The sequence below is a fragment of the [Clostridium] aminophilum genome (genome assembly GCF_900101295.1).
GTDB lineage: Bacteria > Bacillota > Clostridia > Lachnospirales > Lachnospiraceae > Clostridium_R > Clostridium_R aminophilum_A.
The window spans coordinates 1-16,790 of record NZ_FOIL01000054.1 but is presented as its reverse complement, the minus strand read 5'-3'; the positions used below and the strand labels follow the sequence as shown (position 1 = coordinate 16,790).

Genomic DNA, 16,790 nt, shown 5'->3' with positions numbered 1-16,790 from the left:
GGACGAGTGGCTTCGCCACAGAATCCGGGCAGTGTATTGGAAACAATGGAAAAAGGTGCGAACGAGGTACAAGATGCTGAGGGCGCTACACTTGCCAGAATGGAAGGTACATGAACTGGCTAACTGTAGAAAAGGCACATGGAGAGCGGCGATGATGCTAAACACAGCGCTTACCAAAACGATAATAGTGGTCAGACTCGGATATCCATCCTTATCAGCCCACTATCTAAAAGTTCGTGTAAACTATTGAACCGCCGTATACCGAACGGTACGTACGGTGGTGTGGAAGGGGAGTGTCAAATCTCCCCTATCCGATCCGTTATATGGGAAGCGGTCTGTCAGTGTTCGGTTTTCGGAAGTGCATACCGGTCGCTGAACTTCTTGACGAGGATCTCGAATTCCGGACCTTCTTCTTTCTTGACCATTTCCAGATACTCATGGGTGTCAAATTCATTCGTGTCATCCAGCAGAAGATCAATGCCGATGTTGCTGCAGTGATCGCCGACACGCTCCAGATCGGTGGCGAGATCGGAGAGATCAATGCCGAGATCGACGGTGCACTCACCGGTCTTCAGACGGTTGACGTGGCGCTGCCGGATCTCGATGGTGAGGGCGTCGATGACTTCCTCCAGAGGTTCGACGCTGCGCGCAAGATTCCGGTTGCCGGTGACAAAGGCGTCCACGGCAGTATTGACGATCTCAAGGACCGCGTCGCAGTAGGTCAGAAGCTCATCGGAAGCCGCGGGAGAAAAGGCTCTCCTGCCTTCCTGCATCCGGACCGCAATTTCCTGCACGTTCAGCGCGTGATCGCTGATTCGTTCCAGATCACCGATGGTGTGAAGAAGAACGGACAGATCCTGATTGTCTTTACTGGAGAGCTGGCTTCCGTTGATCTTGACCAGATAGGTTGCCAGTGCGTCGTCATAATGGTCGACGCGGTCTTCCAGCATGGCGACTTTGTCTGCCGTTTCCTGATCAAAGTCAAACATCAGGGAAATGGCGGCGACCATACTCTCTTTTGCGTAACCGGCCATCTCACGGGCGGAAACTCTCGCCTGCTCCAGCGCAAAGGCCGGATTGGAGAGAAAGCGGTCGTCCAGAATTGCCAGTGCCTGTTCGGATTCGCGGATCTCTTTTTCCTTCGCGTCGATCGGAATGGTGAGAAGCGCAAGCTTTGCGAGAATGCCGGAGAAGGGAAGCATGATCGGGGTTCCGATCAGGTTTACCAGCGTGTGGATTCCGGCGATGCCGACCATTCCCGCCGCGGAGGCGAGGAAGCTGAAATGGAAAAACGCGTTCAGGCTGTAGAAGATGATCATGGCACTGGACGCCTTGATGATATTGAAGTACAGATGCATCAGCGCAGTGCGCTTACCGTTCTTTCCCGCTCCGAGAGAGGAGAGGATGGCGGTGATACAGGTTCCGACCTCGGCACCGATGACCACCGGAAGTGCGATGGCATAAGTGACATGGACGGAAAGTGAGAGTGCCTGCAGAACACCGATGGTTCCGGCGGAACTCTGAATGACCATGGTGAACAGAAGGCCGACCAGGAAGCCGATGACCGGATTGCTGAAGCTCATCAGAATCTGAACAAACGATTCGGAATCCTTGAGTGGGGCAACGGCGTTGGACATGTTCTGCATACCGAACATCAGCACCGAAAAACCCAGAAGGATGGAAGAGACATTTTTCTGACGGTCGGTTTTGCCGAACATCAGAAGGCCGATTCCGGTGATGGCCAGGAACGGGGTAAATGTGGCCGGCTTCAGCAGATTCATGAGCAGGTTGTCACTGCTGATGGCATTTAAGCTGAGGAGCCATGCGGTAAAGGTCGTTCCGAGGTTGGCACCGAGGATGACATTGACCGCCTGATGGAGCGTCATGATGCCGGAGTTTACCAGACCGACTACCATGACGGTGGAGGCGGAAGACGACTGAACCAGTGCAGTCACACCGATACCGAACAGGTAGGCGATGATTTTGTTTTTCGTGATCTTTGCGAGGAGTGTTTCAAGACGTCCGCCGGAAGCCTGTTGAAGACCTGCGCTCATGATACTCATTCCGTAGAGGAAGAGCGCCAGACCGCCGATGAGGCCACCGACCAGCTGGAGTAATTCGATTGAAGTCATATTCTTTAGTTTTCCCCTTTTTCTTAACTCATTCGTTTGCAACCTTATTTAATATATCCGAAAAAAACGTGAAGAGCAATGTGCGGAACATAGAAACAGAGGGGAAAGATTGCTTAAATTTCGGAGCATTTTGGCAAAAAAAGGCGGAGCAGGGGAAAAAAGAAGAAGGGAAGAGGACAGAAAAAACTATGAAACAGATGGGTTTAAAAGACTTTTTGGCCAAAAAATAAAGCACCGACCCCGGGGCTCTTACGTCCTCAAAATCGGTACTTTCGTGCGCCTTCAGGGACTCGAACCCTGGACAAATAGATTAAGAGTCTACTGCTCTACCAACTGAGCTAAAAGCGCATTTCTTAAGTTGTTTGCCGCTCGCTCTCGCGAACAAGATGTATTCTAATACCGAGGGGTACAAAAGTCAAGCATAAATTTTAAAAAAATAAATTTTTCTGCTCAAATGCGACAAATCCTGTGTTTTCCTGCGTTTTCTTTGCCGGAACGATGCGAAAAAAGGCTTGGAAAAGCGAAAAAAGAAAATAAAGAATCGCAGGGCCGGCGGTTGAAAATCCCGCCGGCCCCGCGGAAAGTTTTTTCTCAGCGCGGAACCGCAATCATTTTACAGATCGGATTTCCCTTGGAGGAAAATTTTTCTTCGTATTCGGTCATCACGTTGCCGATGCCCATGGTACTGTGGTGCAGATCATAGGTCAGTGCGGTGAAATTCCAGCCGGAGGCCGGGACGCTGGTCACGGAGTAGTCGAAGAGTCCCCGGTTGTCGGTTTTGAATTCAAGGTGTCCCTTCGGGTCCAGAATCTTCCGGTAGACATCCATGAAATCCGGAGAGGTCAGGCGTCTCTTGGCGTGACGGTCCTTCGGCCACGGATCGGAGAAGTTCAGGTAGATGCGGTTTACCTCGCCCGAAGCGAAGGAGTCGGCGAGAAGTCGCGCATCCACGCAGATAAAGCGAAGATTCGGCAGCGGGTCCGCCTCCATTTTTTCAATGGCCTTCAGAAGGACGGTGGGATAGCGCTCGATTCCGATGTAATTGATGTCCGGGTGCAGACGGGCTATATCCATGATAAAGCGGCCCTTTCCCATGCCGATCTCGATGTGGAGCGGAGCAGCCGTTCCGAAGAGATCCGACCAGGAGGCGCGGTGGTCTTCCGGATCGTGAATGACATAGCAGCTTTCGGCGATGCGCTCCTCGGCACCGGGGATATGACGAAGTCTCATAGTATCGTTCTCCTTCTATAATTAATAATTCTGATGGTAAAACGGCTGTTTTTTTCGTCCCACTGTAAAGGGGGAAAAAGGACAGCGATAAAATATAATTTATGATTTTTATTTTGATTGTCGATGATAACTGAAGTACAAAATAACAAATCGGTAGCAGCAGATGAATCATACATGAAAGAAGACAAAACTGCAAGTGCCGGGCTCTCGTATTCTTGATTTATTATTTTTTTATGATATACTCAAAATATGATAATCATAAAAAGAATCATATTTAACAACATAATTAAAAAGGAGAGAGTGCCAAAGTGATAACCGTGTGAAACGGACACGGATACGAAAGTAAGAAATGAGGTATTTTTATGACCGAACAACCAGCAGTAATTGAGATCCAGATGCTGGGTGGCTTTTCGCTTCGATATAACGGCGAAAGGGTGACGGTTGGCAGAAACAGTGCCCCCCGTTTCATGCAGCTGCTCCAGCTGATCTGGGTTAAAGGGGAGGAGGGAATCTCCCGCGATAAGTTGATGGATTCGTTATATGAAGATAACGGTCTCGCAAACCAGAACAACAGTTTTAACAATCTGATCTATCAGATGCGCAAGCAGATGAGAGCCGCCGGGCTCCCGGATGCCGATTATATTGTAAAAAAGGGCGGTCTGTTCGTCCAGGATCCCAATACGCCGGTCCGGGTCGATGTGCAGGAATTCCGCGAGCTTTTAAAGCAGGGAGATGCGGAAATCGAGGCAGACAGACGATACCCGTATTATCGTAAAGCAGCACTGCTCTATGCCGGAACACTTCTTCCGGGTCTGACAAAATCGCTCTGGGTTATTTCCGAGAGTATTGAACTGAAGAATCTCTACACCCGATGTGTCCGTTGGCTTTGTGAATACTGCCGCAGAAGAGATAATTTCAGTGAACTGCGCAGTATTGCGGCATCGGCAGCCGTCATCTATCCGGATGATGACTGGCAGGCCGTTCATATGGAGGCATTGACGGGTCTTGGCCGCTATCGCGACGCCTACAAAGTATATACACAGGCAAGCCATCATTATACCGATGATCTCCAGCTCCCGCCGTCTGAAAAGCTCACGGAGGCATACCGCGTCCTGAGCGAGAAGATGAATCATGAGGCGGGCAATGTACAGACACTTCGCGAGGAGATCCGCCGGGACGGCGAGAAATACCGTCTCCAGCTGAATGACATTAACGGTGCATATTACTGCCCGTATCTCAGCTTCCTGGATGTCTACCGTATTCTGTGCTGGAACATGGAACGTATGGGCCGGCCGGTTATGCTGATGGTATGTACGCTGACCGACCGTGACGGAAATGTTCTCCAGAATGAGGAGAAGATCAAGCGGGTATCGGATTCCATGCGCAAGGCGCTTCACAAGAGCCTTCGAAGAGGCGACGCCTTTACGAGTTATTCCAATCTTCAGTCGCTGGTTCTTCTGGCAGGCGCGCATCAGGAGGACTGCCACACGATTGCGATGCGTATCCGACGGGAATTGCGGGAGATCGCGGGACAGAACACGTATTTCCGTTACACCGCAAGCGCAGCGGAAGAGCTGATGAAGAAGATTGAGATCGAGCACGAGATCGGCAAGCGGGCCGGCTCGGACGAGATGGACAATGTGGACGGAGGAATTACAGCATGATTATTCTGGCATCCGGTTCCCCGAGAAGGCAGGAACTGATGCGCCAGGCCGGTTTTGAGTTTGCGGTCCGTCCGGCAGAAGTGGATGAGACCAATACGGATCCGTCCCCGGCAAAGAGAGTGGAAGAACTCTCCGCCCGGAAAGCAAGGCATGTTTATGAGACCAGCCGGGAGATCGAGGACTGCATTGTCATCGGCTCGGATACGCTGGTCGCGTCCGGGGAGACCATCCTCGGAAAACCGAAAGACCGTGATGAGGCGATCGAGATGATCCGGCGCATCGCCGGCACCACCCACGAGGTCCACACCGGTGTGACCGTGATGTGGAGAGAAGACGGAAAAGACCGCAGCTGCACCTGGTCAGAGACCACGGAGGTTGAGGTCTATCCGATGACGGAGGAAGAGATCGCTGCCTACGCCGATTCCGGCGAGCCATATGATAAGGCCGGCGGATACGGAATTCAGGGAGCGTTTGCAGTCTATGTAAAGGGGATCCGCGGAGATTACAATAACGTGGTCGGACTTCCGCTGGCAAGCCTCTGGCAGAGAATGAAGAAGCTGGGCCTTCTGGAGAAGGTCATGGAAGAGCGGTTTGACGGATGATCGACGCAGAATAATCGATCGAAGCGTGCCTGAAGCGCTTGAAGATGAAACGGACGGGAATCCGTCTGTAAAACAGATGATGATTGAGAACCAGGACATTCCGGCGGAACGCGCCGGATGTCCTGATTTTTTTCTTTCACAGGGAATTTCGGCGAAATTTCCTGTGAAAGAAAAACGCTCCGCGAGGATGCGCACGCCGCTGCAGGCGGCGGGATATCCACCGATGAAAGATAGTTATATACACATTTTTGTGGATATGTGGATAAAAATGTGGGCGAACGGGTGGTCGAAAAATAAAAACATGGATACAAGATATAGGTTTTCCACTGTTTATCGACCAAGATTTGGGGATAATGTGGAAAAAAAGTGGATAACCCATCCGGATTATCCACCTGTGAATCCCCTTTTGGGGAGAAATTGCCGGCTGAGCCAGCAATACGGTCAAAATCGCTCAGAATCGCTCAGATTTCGATATAGACACTGGCGCGGAACAGATGATGGTCCGTCTCAAATTCCGCACTTCCGCCGTGTTTCTCCGCGAGTGACCGGATCGAAAGGATTCCGGTTCCCGGACCTTCCCGCTTGGAGGAGCGGTAGAGCCCCTGCCCTATCGGCTCCGGGGCCGTCAGACAGCTGTTATCCGCCGTGATGACGAGCATATTTCCCTGAACCAGTGAATGGAATCGAATAAAACGCGGCTCGACGGCATTGGGATTATCCGCCGGTTCCGGCCCGGTTTTTCCGGTGGTTTCGGAGGTCGCCGCTGCGGGGACGGGAATGCGGCTGCAGGCCTCGATGGCATTTTCCAGAAGATTTCCGACGATGATGCAGACCGTAGAATCGGCGACATGCTCCAGAACAGACGGAATCTGTGCCTGAATCCGGATATCGATGCCGGCGTCCTTCGCGAGGGCGCTGTAGTACGAGAGGATTGAACTGACGGCGGGGTTATCGCAGTACGGTTGAACACTTTCCAGCGGGACAGCGTCGGAGACGGAGTCCAGATATGCCCGGAGATCGGGATAGCGTTTAGCCTCCAGCATGGCGGACATGGTCCGGAGATGATGACGGAGATCGTGCCGCTGTTTGCGCACCTCTTCGGTGTGGGAGAGCAGAAGGTCGGTACGGACCCGCTGAACGTCGATGGTGCGGTTCTGCAGGCGGACTTCATTCTGCAGCATCATATTCCGGAACTGCAGTTCGTTCACGCTGTTGTAGTACTGGCCCGCGAGCACGCCCAGAAGAAGCGAAAACAGAATGTATCCGATCTGGAAGAAAAACGTATTCCGCTCACTGAAATGCAGATAATAGTTGAGTCCCTCCACGTAGGCGCTGAAGGTCAGCGCAAGGTATGCCGCGGTAAAGAGCCACAGCTGGGCGGAGTCCTTTTTCAGGGAGTGCCGGATCAGAACAACCGACATCATGGTGATTCCGCAGAGAAGGGAAATGTGGAAATACGTCACAACCCGGTGGAACGGTACAATGCCCGCGACCTGCAGGATGGTGATTCCAAGCAGCGAAACCGTATAGTAGGAAGCGGCAATCCGCGGGAACCGCCGGTTGTTCATTCCGGTCAGGGTGTCAACTGCCAGGAAGAGCGGAATGACCAGAAAATACAGACCGGCGTAGGACATGACATAAAAAAGCGAAGGCTTCTGAAAGAGATAGATGGTGAATTCGTTTTCGGCGAACTGCCAGCAGCCGACGCTGAGCATGGAAAGCCCAGGATAGAGCAGGACTTTGCAGCGGTCAACGTCCCGGAAGACCATCGGCGTGATCAGAATCAATCCGAGGCCGGTGATGATAAAGACCAGAGAGAACATCATCGGAATGGCCTGATGACGGATGAGAGATTTAAAAACACCGACCAGGGATCCGGTCCGGATATCATGAATGGTCAGCGTTTTACTCATCTGCGGGACATGATATACCATGCAGATTCGCCCGCCGCTCCGGTTCGGGGCGGACGGGATCGGACGGAGACGCACACTGACAAAGTTTGTGGGCGGATCGCGGAAGATGGACGGATAGGTTCCCTCCATTCCGTAATCATAGAGTTTTCCGGACTCATCGTATACTTCCACCGGACTGTGGACGCTGCTGAAATACAAAACCGAATCCGGATCCGCGTCCACGCTGAACGAGACTTCAACCGTGGATCCCCGTTCCAGTCCGGTCAGATAGGCCGGGAGCGTCATATCGCGGGTCTCGCCGTTCACGGTGACCTGGGCGTTTGGAATGCGGATGGAGGTCTGGCTGAACAGCGCTCCCGGAGAGTAGTCCAGAGCGGTATTCAGCAGGACGATCACGAGCAGGCCGAACAGCGTCATGCCGGCGGTGAAAAACAGGGGAAATGTTTTCTTGAGTGTCATGACAGATCTCCTCTTGCGCGGCTGAACATATAGCTCTTCAGCACGTTTTTGGCTTCCTTTAAGGTATTCCGCCGGATGTAAGCGGCGCCTCCGTCCGTCATCTCAAAGAGCAGAAGTTCCGCGTTCAGCTTCCGTACATGGGACAGATTGGCGATGAAGCTTTTGTGGCAGCGGAAGAACGGCGGATACGGGAGCATTTTCTCCAGATCATCCAGCCGGAGCGGGATCCTCTTCATCTCCCCGCCGGTCAGATAGATTTTGGAGAAGCGATTATCCTGTTCGACATACGTAATCCGGGAGAGGGGAAGACTCAGATCCCCGCTCTCGGTGTGGACGGAGAGTGCCGGCTGCCGGTGCTGTTCTTTGACGGCGAGCTCGATCGTCTCCCGGACCTCCGCGGGGTCCAGCGGTTTATGCAGATACCGGTTTACGTGGAGGCGGTATCCTTCCAGCGTGTAGTCGAGACTGGTGGTAATGAACGCGATGGGGACATCCTTGTCGACCTCGCGGATTTTGGCGGCTGCATCGACACCGTTCATGCGGTTCATGAAGATGTCCATCAGAAGAAGATCGTATTTTCCGGGGTAATACGTACGGAGCAGTTCATCTCCGTCCCGGAACCATTCGGCAGAGCAGGGTGTCTCACTGAACTGCAGAATGTCGGTCAGGCGTCGGTATTCTTCTTCGTTGTCTTCGCATATAGCAATCGAAATGGTATTCATAGGCGGTTTGGATGATGAAAATCGTTTTTCGGCAGTGGTTGACGGAAACAGTTGTGAAGAATGGCCGGGACAGTCAGATAAGGGCGTCTCTGTGGGCGCGAAGTTCTCCGATGCGGTCCCGGTACTGACGGATCAGCATGTCGCGGAAGTCGGCGGCGTATCCCGGCAGATACCGGTTTTCACCGGAAATGATGTCGACGCGGATCTTCGAGGAGAGCCCGCGAATGATCAGTGGCTGGACCCGCTCGTTCGGATCTCCCTGCTGGCTGGTGATGAAATTATGCTCGATCAGGAAACTCTCCGGGCAGAAAAAGGCCGTCTCGTGATTCTGACAGAGCAGAAGCTGCGTGAGGTAATCGCCGATCTCACAGACATAGTTTGCGCGGACATTTTTCTCTGTGAGAAATGCCCCCATATGCCGGGTGACGGCACAGGTGAAGGAGGTGCAGGTGAGGGGGAGCCGGCTCAGACTGTCGGCGTCAATCCAGGGCTGGCCGGGTACCCGGTCCGGAAGGTACTGCTGCAGGAGTTTTTCGGTTGCGAACAGGTATACCGGTTCTTCCAGAATCATATCTTTGCGGTATCCGGTCTGGGGCGGGATATCGAGACCAAGCATCATATCCAGTTTGCCGGACTCGAGATCCTGCAGAAGCTGCGGTGTCTGTTCGGAGATGAGGGTGACACGGACGTTCGGATACTTCCGGTGGTATTCCCGGTACAGCGCCGGAAAAAGGAGATGTGCCCGCTCGACATGGATGCCGACGGAGATGGTTCCGCTGACGTCGGCAGAGTTTTTGCTGATTGCCCGTTCCAGGTTGTTTTCAATCTTCTGGATCTCCACGAGGGAAGCGTACAGGATTTCTCCCGCCTGAGTCAGCTTCAGGTGCGGGGTCCGGTCAAAGAGTTTGACATCGTAGCTTTTTTCAAGCCGTCGGATGTGGTCGCTCAGGCACTGCTGCGTGACGAATGCCTTTTCGGCAGCGCGGGTAAAGTTCATTTCTTCGACCGCATACAGAAACATCTGCTGATTGGTTGTCATGAAAACCTCCGAATAAATTAAAACTGGAAAACGCCATCACATCTCACTTGTTTTTTCGGATATACAAGAAAGAGCGGATAGCGGAAAATAATGCAGAATGGTTGTGCATCTTGTATTTTAAAAGAGAATCCTATAAAGATGTTGTACCGTAAAATTACCAAATAGACAAGTATTATCTTGTGTTGGCATCCAAAAAGACCTGTTTTGAAAAAAACAGGTCGAATGATATTCTGTATACACATCAGAGAGATAAGTACTCCTTATACTTAAACCTTCTTTAATGCAGACTGTACGGACCCGGTGTCCGGTACAGCCATAAAACTGCGGATCTGCCCCGGTACCCCCATGCCGGGCAGAAGAACCCCCGCAGGATTCTGAATACGGCAATTACTATTTTTTCGATAAACTCCATCATCTTGTTTTACGGGAAAAGCCCCGGTGCGGACGCACCGGGGCTTTTCCTGTCTGTCGGTGACAGTGAGAACACAGAGCAAAAAAGTCAGAATGTTCGTTTTGTAAAACAGGCAGACGGATGCCTGCCTGTTTTACGCGTGATTTATGTTCCGGGGCGGAACGGATTTTATTCTTCGCCGCCGAACTCGTGATCGATCAGTTCAATGATTTCGTCCGCATCCATTCCGTGTACGGCCGCAGCCTCCTCCAGCGTCTCATAGGTGGAGGAACCGCATCCGATGCAGTGGAGACCGCAGGACATCAGCAGCGGAACAACATCCGGGTACTGACGGACGATATCCCCCACCAGCATATCCTTGGTGACATGAATCTTTTCGGAGAAAGCTTTCTTGGTTCCCTCAATGTCCTCGAAGAAGATCTTCATGTCGTTTTCCACGGTTCCGATTCCGGCGATGCCGAAGTTCTTTACGAGAACATTGGCCACGTTCGGGGAGAGGAACGCCGGCAGTGTCGGTCCGAGGTGGATGTTCTTTACGCCGAGATAGAGAAGTGCGAGAAGAACGATAACCGCCTTCTGCTCATACCAGGCAATATTGTAGACGATCGGCAGCTCGTTGACGTCCTTTACGCCGAAGATGTCCTTCAGCTTCAGCGCGATCAGCGCCAGTGAGTAGGAGTCATTGCACTGGCCGGCGTCCAGAACTCTCGGAATGCCGAGGATGTCGCCAAGCTGGAGTTTGTTGTACTTGTACTTTGCGCAGCCGGCGGTCAGGATGATGGTTCCCTTCGGCATTTTCTCGGCAAATTCGGTGTAATAATCTCTGGACTTCATGCGGCCGTCGCAGCCTGCCATGACAACGAATTTTTTGATGGCGCCGGAGCGGACGTTGTCGGCGATCATGTCGGCAAGACCCTCTACCTGCTTGTGCGCAAAGCCGCCGACGATATAGCCGTCCTCGATCTGTGTCGGAGCCGGACATTTCTTTGCCTGCTCGATGATGGCAGAGAAGTCTTTGTGACCGTTTTCGTCCGCCTCGATGTGTCCGCAGCCCGGGTAACCCGCCGCGCCGGTGGTCCACATGCGGTCTCTGTAGCTGTCCTTCGGCGGAACGATGCAGTTTGTGGTCATCAGAACCGGTCCGTTGAAACTCTCAAACTCTTCTTTCTGCTGCCACCACGCATTGCCGTAGTTGCCTGCAAAGTGAGAATACTTTTTGAACGCCGGATAGTAGTGTGCCGGGAGCATCTCGGAGTGGGTGTATACGTCGACTCCGGTTCCCTCGGTCTGCTGAAGCAGCATTTCCAGATCCTTCAGGTCATGGCCGGAGATGAGGATTCCCGGGTTCTTGCGGACGCCGGTCTCAACGCGGGTGATCTCCGGATTGCCGTATGCCGCGGTGTTGGCCTTGTCGAGCATTGCCATACCGTTGACGCCGTATTTACCGGTTTCCATGGTGAGGGCGATGAGTTCGTCGACAGAGAGCGAGTCGTCCAGTGTCTTGGTCAGGGCTTTCTGGATGAAGGCGTCGACTTCCGGATCGGACTGCTGAAGAACGTTGGCATGCTTGGAATAGGCGGCAAGTCCCTTGAGTCCGTAGGTGATAAGCTCGCGGAGGCTTCGGATATCCTCATCCTTGGCGGACAGGACACCGACCTCATCGGATGCGGCCTTGGCAGCGTAAGTCTCTTCGCCGCCGTCCCAGGTGGAAGCGTCCGGCAGAAGCGCCGTGTTCTGAAGGCGGGCAAAGAGGGTTCTCTTTGCGTTCTGTGTCTCGGTGATCCGCCGGATGATGGCATCTTTATCGAAGTTTGCGTTGGTAATGGTCGTAAAGAGGTTGGTGGTCACCATACGGTCAATGTCCGCAGAAACCGTGCCGCCCTCTTCGCGAAGACGACAGGCGATGGCGGAAAGCCCCTTGGTCACATAAACCAGAAGATCCTGCATTGCCGCGAGATCCGGTTTCTTTCCGCAGACACCGACAACCGTACATCCGGTTCCCTTTGCGGTTTCCTGACACTGGTAACAAAACATTTTCTCGTCCATAATGTATCTCCTCATATAAATCATTGGTTTCATTGGTATCTCCCGGCAGGCACCCGGTTCCGGGCACTCACATCGGGATGTATTATATTGTGCCGGCCGTTTCCGGCGCGGTAACAAACGTTACATATGTTTTCCGTTATAGAATCTTTCTCCGACATCCGAAATTCCCGGGATGCAGGATATCAGTGTTCCCCCTCAGGAAAGAGGGGGTAATCGGATGCCTTCGGTGTTCCGGCCTTACGGCAGGATGTCGAAGGTCACTTCCGCCTTGAAGAGGTCTCCGTCGATCACGATGCGGAAATCACCGTGCATCAGTTCCGTGAGGCTCTTGGCGATGGAGAGACCGAGTCCGCTTCCCTCGGTGGTGCGGGAGACGTCGCCGCGGACAAATCGCTCGGTCAGCTCATCCGGATGGATGTTCAGCTGGGAAGAGGAAATGTTCTTGATCGTAAAGACGGCGCGGTCCGGCACGGAAACCGGACTTCCCTGTTCGGTTGCTGCCTCGGCGGCAGCCTGCAGCGTCGCAAGGTCCGCATGCCGGCGGGTCAGATCGACGTAGACGCGGCTGGAATCCAGAGCGTATTTGCACACATTGGTAAAGAGGTTCTCGATGACTCGCCACAGACTTCTTCCGTCCGCGCGGATCATCATGCGCTCGTCCGGCGCATTCATGACCAGTGTCAGATGGCGTTGGGCAAAGCGGTCCTCAAATTCGCCGCTGGCCTGCATGACAAGTTCGACAAGATCCAGCTCAACCATGTCCATGCGGATGTTTCCGCTGCTTGCCTTGGACGCCTCCACCAGATCTTCGGTCAGCGTCTTGAGCCGCTGCGATTTCTGCGTCAGGATCTCAAGATACCCGAGAATGCGCGGGTCGGTGATATTTTCACGCTTGATCAGGTCCACATAGTTGATGATGGATGTGAGGGGCGTCTTGATGTCGTGGGAGACATTGGTGATCAGATCCGCCTTCAGGCGTTCGCTCTTGACTTTTTCCCGGACGGCTGTCTCCATGCCGTCGCCGATATTGTTAATTCCCTCGGCGAGCAGAAGTTCCCGGCCGTCGAAGGTTGACGTGTCGATCTTGTAGGTGCTGTCGCCGGCGGCAAGACGATCCACGGCATCGGCAATCCGGTCCAGCTCGGAGTATCTGCGCATCAGAATGCCGAGAACCCAGAGGTTGAAAACGGCGATCACCGCAAATACGGTAAAGAGCAGCGCATGGATGATCGAGCGCGGAAGCAGAATTCGCTCCCGGATAAACCAGAACAGCAGGATCATGGCAGCATTGATCATCAGATAAAAGAGGAACGATGCGGTCAGCCGCACGCGGAAAGGCCGGTGCACGGCGGCCATGGCCATCCGGTCATGCCAGATCCGGAGAAAACTGTTTGTCCATATGACTCTGGCTTTGTATCGCCGCAGCAGGCTGAAAAACGTGAACAGGAGGCAGAGATACCCGGCTGCCATCAGGATGGATCGATCGGCCATATACCAGGATTCTTCCGGCAGCGTCAGATGCGCGATGCGGCAGACGACGATGCGGCAGACCGCGTAAGCGAGGGCGGCGATGACACAGCTGATCAAAAGGCCGGTCTCGGTTTTGGTCTGATCGATGCGGTGAAGAAAAATCTCATTCGTTCCGTTGTGATGGCCGGACACCATGATCAGATAGATCAGAGTGACGAGCGAAACCAGAGAACCGAGGATCATCAGGACAAAGCCGCCGATGTAGTATTTCTGCATGGCACGGTAGTCGGAAGACTGCTCGGAATAGATGTCACGGACGGGATAGGTTGTGTCAACTGCCGCAATCATATAGAAATTGCTTCCGCTGTACGGATTGACTGCCGCGAGCGACGGGATCGTGTTGAGCGGGATCTCCGGAATGTTCGTGTCGAAGAAGACCGAGTTGCCCGGGAGGATCGCGTATTTTCCGTACTGCTTGACATTTTCCTCCGTGAGCGACGCGTCATTCTCGTAGGTTTCCGTCTCATGCGAGGCGGGATCCGAGTAGACGATGCGGAAATGCAGGTTGCTCGGAGATGCGATCAGACGATGATAGGTCGTGTAATAGACGTGGAGCGTGTCCATGATCGAGAGCGCGGTCTCATTCAGGGTTCCGCGCCGGGAGTCGGACGCTCCGGTGCTGGTCTCGTCGGGGTTGATGGCCGTCCAGAGAATGTATCCGCTTTTGTCATGGGGATCGATACCCGGGACGGTGGAGGTTTTGACATAGGAAAAGTCTTCATTTAACTTGTATCCCGATGACTCAAGCTGGTGGATCAGGTCCTCCAGCGTGTAGTTTTCCGTATCGGAAGGACCGAACATCATGGAAAGCATGCGCTTTTTCAGGCTGACGGAGTCGTCCGAGCCGAAGATGTCGCGGTACTTGATGTAGCGGAAGATGTTGGCCATATCCCGGTTGAACTGCTCGTTGAAGCCGGTGGTCTCCTCGTAGGCGGTATCCGAGATCCGGACGATGCCGACACCGAGATTGTCGTTCATGTACATTGTGCCGATGCCGAAGAGCGTGATCACCAGAAAAAACAGGTGAAGGAGACTGGCCGTCAGTTTCTTGGCGCACATCGGAAGATTCGATAGATTCTGTAAGGTGTTCATAGGCTGTCCTCGGAAAATCACTGCTTTTCGATCTTGTATCCGACGCCCCATACCACCTTGAGATAGCGCGGCTCCCGCGGATTGATCTCAATCTTTTCACGGATGTGACGGATGTGGACGGCGACTGTGTTGTCAGCGTCGATCGGCTCTTCCTTCCAGATTTTCTGGTAGATCTCGTCGATGGAGAAGACCTTGCCGGTGTTGCGGACCAGAAGAAGAAGGATATTGTATTCAATCGGCGTCAGCTTTACCGGCTTTTCATCGACGGTGACTTCTTTGTTGTCGTCGTTGATCTCCAGGCCTCCGCAGCGGAAAATGTGGCTGTCATCCTGGGAATCCAGATTGCCGAGCTGTGTGTAGCGGCGGAGCTGGGATTTGACTCTTGCCACCAGTTCCAGCGGATTAAACGGTTTGGTGATATAGTCGTCGGCGCCGATATTGAGGCCCAGGATCTTGTCATTGTCCTCGGATTTGGCGCTGAGGATGATAATCGGAATGCTGCTGTTTTCACGGATCTTCATGGTGGTGCGGATTCCGTCGAGACCGGGCATCATGACGTCGAGGATGATCAGGTTTACGTCATTCTCCTTCAGGACTTCAAGCGCCTCTTTTCCGTCATAAGCTTTCAGGATGCGGTATCCTTCGCTGCTCAGATAGATTTCGATCGCCTCGACGATCTGTTTATCATCATCACAAACAAGAATTGTCTGCATTGTCGTACTCCCTTCGGTGCTTCTTATCGTTTCATATTATATAAAGAAGATATGGTTTATTGTACGATAGAGGGGTATAAACTTCAAGCGACAGGAATCTTAACGAGGGCGGGACCCTGCGGCACAAAAACATGAAAAATCTGTGAAAAGAATCTTAAAAGAGGATTTTGCGGTTGTGGGAAAAATGCCGTTGTAGTATAATTCGTACACGTTTGGGGAAAAATAATCAGGCAATGAACGATACAGGAGGAAGAAAACGATGAAAAAATTTGCAAATCTGGCAGCAGGTCTTGTTCTGACCGCAGCGCTGGCCGTTTCCGTAACCGCATGTACACCGACCAAGAACAATCCGGCACAGGCAGCAGCGCAGTCGGCTCATGACCATGAACCGTCCACGACACCGGACGGCGCGGCGGTGGAGACGGTAGACGGCGCAGAAGAGAAGAAGAATATGGTTGTGACGGAAGATCCGGCAGTGACCGTATGTGTATACAGCATGAAGGATGACCATTCCGGTCTCAAGCAGAACATGGACACCATCGACGGCGAGGAGCTGGATGCACAGAAGCTGATCGACAAGATGGCGGAACTTGGCGTTCTGGAAAAGGATATCAAGGTGAACTCTTTTGAGAATAAGGACGGCGTGCTGACACTGGATCTCTCTTCTCTGGAGAAGAAGGATGACCGCCTGCTCCTTCTGGCGATCAGCAACACCTTCGTTCAGAACTATGACGCAAAGACACTGAAGCTGAAGGTTGACGGCAAGGAAGTCGGCGAGATGGAATTCGTGAAGAAGTGGAAAGAGATCAGCGCGGATCAGCTGAAGTAATTCCAGCGGAAACAGAAAGAGAAAACAGAAAGAGAAAACAGATGCCGGGGCCGGTTTCGGTCGCCGGCATTTGTGTTTCATAGGAAATTTCTCCGAAATTCCCTATGAAACACAACGCTCCGCGAGGATGCGCACGCCGCTGTAAGGAAGCTGTCACCTAACGGTGACCAGCGGCGGCGCGCAAAGTCCGCGGGGCTCCCCTCAGGACTGAGGGGATGGGGGAGCCGAAGTCCGCTTGCGGACTTTGTTGACAAAAAAAGCCGGAGAGAATAGACTTGTGCTATATAATTTGGTCAAAGTGTGCCCGTTTTCCGGGGATTCCCGGCTGAACGATACAGGAATGGAGGAGTTTGTCATGACAGAGAAAATCAGAAAGCCGTATTACATCACCACGGCGATCGCATACA

General features: G+C 52.9%; 12 protein-coding genes and 1 tRNA gene. 4 read left to right on the top strand and 9 right to left on the bottom strand.

Annotated elements, in window-relative coordinates:
• Positions 1-338 precede the first annotated feature (338 nt).
• Positions 339-2,132: a Na/Pi cotransporter family protein gene (locus BMW41_RS11820; protein ID WP_083378951.1), complete on the bottom strand. Its 1,794-nt coding sequence runs from the start codon at positions 2,130-2,132 to the stop codon at positions 339-341.
• Between BMW41_RS11820 and BMW41_RS14775 the strand changes: the two genes are divergently transcribed.
• Positions 2,123-2,362, top strand: coding sequence for a hypothetical protein (locus BMW41_RS14775; protein ID WP_074650259.1), 240 nt, complete (start codon positions 2,123-2,125; stop codon positions 2,360-2,362). The two genes, BMW41_RS11820 and BMW41_RS14775, sit on opposite strands and share 10 nt — an antisense overlap.
• 45 nt (positions 2,363-2,407) lie before the next feature.
• Here BMW41_RS14775 and BMW41_RS11810 read toward each other — a convergent pair.
• Both BMW41_RS11810 and trmB read right to left on the bottom strand, forming a co-directional pair.
• Positions 2,408-2,480, bottom strand: a tRNA-Lys gene (locus tag BMW41_RS11810).
• A gap of 243 nt (positions 2,481-2,723) precedes the next feature.
• Positions 2,724-3,362 carry a tRNA (guanosine(46)-N7)-methyltransferase TrmB gene (trmB, locus tag BMW41_RS11800; protein WP_074650257.1) on the bottom strand — a complete coding sequence of 213 codons (639 nt, stop codon included), beginning with the start codon at positions 3,360-3,362 and terminating at the stop codon, positions 2,724-2,726.
• A gap of 362 nt (positions 3,363-3,724) precedes the next feature.
• Here trmB and BMW41_RS11795 point away from each other — a divergent pair, with 362 nt between their 5' ends.
• Positions 3,725-5,026 carry an AfsR/SARP family transcriptional regulator gene (locus BMW41_RS11795; protein ID WP_083378949.1) on the top strand — a complete coding sequence of 434 codons (1,302 nt, stop codon included), beginning with the start codon at positions 3,725-3,727 and terminating at the stop codon, positions 5,024-5,026.
• A complete protein-coding gene (locus BMW41_RS11790; RefSeq protein ID WP_074650255.1) occupies positions 5,023-5,628 on the top strand; it encodes a Maf family protein in 606 nt (201 codons plus the stop codon). The genes BMW41_RS11795 and BMW41_RS11790 overlap by 4 nt, the downstream gene beginning before the upstream one ends.
• 461 nt (positions 5,629-6,089) lie before the next feature.
• Here BMW41_RS11790 and BMW41_RS11785 read toward each other — a convergent pair whose 3' ends face one another.
• The 6 genes from BMW41_RS11785 to BMW41_RS11760 all read right to left on the bottom strand — a co-directional run bounded on the left by BMW41_RS11785 (position 6,090) and on the right by BMW41_RS11760 (position 15,554).
• Entirely contained in the window at positions 6,090-8,000 is a 1,911-nt protein-coding gene (locus BMW41_RS11785) for a GHKL domain-containing protein (RefSeq protein WP_074650254.1), read from the bottom strand.
• A complete protein-coding gene (locus tag BMW41_RS11780) occupies positions 7,997-8,722 on the bottom strand; it encodes a LytR/AlgR family response regulator transcription factor (RefSeq protein ID WP_074650253.1) in 726 nt (241 codons plus the stop codon). The genes BMW41_RS11785 and BMW41_RS11780 overlap by 4 nt, the downstream gene beginning before the upstream one ends.
• A 73-nt stretch (positions 8,723-8,795) precedes the next feature.
• Positions 8,796-9,761: a LysR family transcriptional regulator gene (locus BMW41_RS11775; RefSeq protein WP_074650252.1), complete on the bottom strand. Its 966-nt coding sequence runs from the start codon at positions 9,759-9,761 to the stop codon at positions 8,796-8,798.
• A gap of 580 nt (positions 9,762-10,341) precedes the next feature.
• Complete coding sequence (gene hcp / locus BMW41_RS11770; RefSeq protein WP_074650251.1) at positions 10,342-12,219, bottom strand: hydroxylamine reductase; 1,878 nt, start codon at positions 12,217-12,219, stop codon at positions 10,342-10,344.
• 237 nt (positions 12,220-12,456) lie between these two features.
• The gene (locus tag BMW41_RS11765) at positions 12,457-14,841 is read right to left on the bottom strand and encodes a sensor histidine kinase (protein WP_074650250.1); all 2,385 of its coding nucleotides are present in this window, start codon (positions 14,839-14,841) and stop codon (positions 12,457-12,459) included.
• A 17-nt stretch (positions 14,842-14,858) separates the two neighbouring features.
• The gene (locus BMW41_RS11760; protein WP_031471969.1) at positions 14,859-15,554 is read right to left on the bottom strand and encodes a response regulator transcription factor; all 696 of its coding nucleotides are present in this window, start codon (positions 15,552-15,554) and stop codon (positions 14,859-14,861) included.
• A 259-nt stretch (positions 15,555-15,813) separates the two neighbouring features.
• Between BMW41_RS11760 and BMW41_RS11755 the strand changes: the two genes are divergently transcribed.
• Positions 15,814-16,383 (top strand): GerMN domain-containing protein, encoded by a 570-nt coding sequence (locus tag BMW41_RS11755; RefSeq protein WP_074650249.1) that lies wholly within the window; start codon positions 15,814-15,816, stop codon positions 16,381-16,383.
• Positions 16,384-16,790: the final 407 nt, after the last annotated feature.